Source organism: Mycobacterium sp. (assembly GCF_050701675.1).
Classification (GTDB): domain Bacteria; phylum Actinomycetota; class Actinomycetes; order Mycobacteriales; family Mycobacteriaceae; genus Mycobacterium.
Genome location: NZ_JBOGDD010001236.1, coordinates 1 through 1,965, shown reverse-complemented (window position 1 = coordinate 1,965; position 1,965 = coordinate 1). Strand labels below are relative to the sequence as shown.

Annotated in this window: 2 protein-coding genes; one reads left to right on the top strand and one right to left on the bottom strand. The window is 67.7% G+C overall.

Translation table 11 applies throughout. From position 1 onward, the window contains the following. Window positions 1-968: acetyl-CoA acetyltransferase (locus tag ACRDUX_RS38305; RefSeq protein WP_526422350.1), on the bottom strand; the 968-nt coding region annotated here is incomplete at its 3' end. A gap of 201 nt (window positions 969-1,169) precedes the next feature. On the opposite strand from ACRDUX_RS38305, the gene ACRDUX_RS38300 reads away from it, so the two are divergent. Beyond that, on the top strand, window positions 1,170-1,850 hold the full coding sequence (locus tag ACRDUX_RS38300) for an ANTAR domain-containing protein (protein ID WP_526422348.1): 681 nt from the start codon (window positions 1,170-1,172) through the stop codon (window positions 1,848-1,850). The last annotated feature ends 115 nt before the right edge of the window (window positions 1,851-1,965 follow it).

The window sequence follows — 1,965 nt, the reverse complement described above, 5'->3', positions numbered from 1 at the left end:
TCACCGGGACCGGTCAGCCCGATGTGGTCGATGGCGAGGTACTCGCTGGGGGTGAAGCAGTCGTGCAGCTCGATGCCGTCGAGGTCCTCGAGTGTGACGTGGGCGCGATCGAAGGCGTCGAGCACGGCGCCGCGGACGTGCGGCATGACGAACGGACCGGCCGCCGAGCGATCCAGTTTCTGCCGCAGGCCGAGGCCGACGGTGCGGTGCCCCCAGCCCTCGATGCGGCCGATGGGCTTGGCGTCGGGGTGATCGCGCAGGTAGTCGTCGGTGACGAGCACGACGCCGGACCCGCCGTCGGTCATCTGGCTGCAGTCGAACCGGCGGATCCGTCCCTCCACGATCGGGTTCTGCACGTCGTCGTCGGTCAGCGGTGTCGGCACCGTCCAGTCGCGGGTCTGCGCGTTCGGGTTGCGGCGCGCGTTGGCGAAGTTCACCGTCGCGATGGCCCGCAGGTAACTTTCGTCGATGCCGTAGCGGCGGTCGTACTCGTCGGCGACCTGGCTGAAGGCGAACGGCCACATGAACTTCGCGTCCTGGCCCTCGTGCCCCGTCCAGGCGGCGGCGCCCAGGTGTCGGGCTGCGGTGTCGCCGGGCACCGTCTTCTCCAACTCGACGCCGACGACGAGGGCGGTCTCATAGGCGCCGGACCGCAGGTCGGCAATGGCGGCGAGAACGGCGACGCTGCCGGACGCGCAGGCCGCTTCGTGGCGCGAGGACGGCGTGTCCCAGAGACCGTCGACCACGCTGGCGGGCATCGCACCGAGGTGGCCCTGGGCGGCGAACATCTCCCCGAACGCGTTGCCGACGTGTACGACGCCGACGTCGGGCGCATCGATCCTGGCGGCGTGCAGCGTCGAATTCACGACTTCGGCGGTCAAGTCCGCGAAGTCCAGGCCCTCACGGCTCAGGTTGCGCGAGAAGTCGCTCTGGTAGCCGCCGAGAATCCACACGTTGGAACCAGCCATGACCGCACGGTACTACAACTAACAGAGTGACTCGGGAGAATTCGTCACCTCAATGGGGCGGTCCCGCCGGCACATGTCTGAACCGGAGGGACCTAGGTGCGCGCGGTAGTCGACCACCGCGCGTACCCGCAAGCGGGCATTTCCCGCTTGGCAGTGGCCCAAACGTTCGCGCCAGTGGACATACGAGGCAAGATTGCGGTCATGAAGGTGCAGAACCACGGACTCGCCGTGCGGATGGCGGAGCTGGCGCGGGTCATCGCGCTGCGGAAGGTCGACGACGTACTCGTCGACGTCACCGCTGCCGCGAAGGAACTGATTCCCGGTGTCGACGTCGCCGGTGTGTTGCTCATCGGCGGGGGCGGAACCCACGAGACTCTCGCGCCGACGTCCGATCTGATGTTCAAGCTCGACGATCTGCAGATGGCCACCGGCGAGGGGCCGTGCCTGCAGGCCGCGCTGGACGAGGTCGTGATACGCACCGACGACTTCCGCGACGAGCCGCGGTTTCCCCACTACGCGCCGAGGGTCGTCGAACTGGGTCTGCTCAGCGCGTTGTCGTTCAAGCTCTACACCGCTGATCGCACCGCGGGTGCGCTCAACCTCTTCGGCTACGAGCCCAAGCTGTGGGACAGCGAAGCGGAGACCGTCGGCATGGTTCTCGCCGCCCACGCCGCGGCGGCGATCCTGGCCAGCCGCGAAGGGGAGCAGCTGCAGTCGGCGCTGTCCACGCGCGACCGCATCGGCCAGGCCAAGGGCATCATCATGGAACGGTTCAAGATCGACGACGTCCGTGCGTTCGGGATGCTTCGTCAGCTCTCGCAGGACAGCAACACCAAGCTCATCGACGTCGCGCAGCGGGTCATCGACACGCGCGGCGAGTAACGGCGCCTGCCAAGTCCCAGGCTCGATTCGTCAATCCTCCCGGTCGGCCGCACGCAGACCGATCGAGAACGCTGCCTGATCGTTGTGGCTCAACGGATCCCGACCGGTCAGCTGG

Coding starts and splice junctions, on each gene's coding strand:
- ACRDUX_RS38300 (WP_526422348.1), top strand. CDS start 1,170: ATGAAGGTGCAGAACCACGGACTCGCCGTGCGGATGGCGGAGCTGGCG.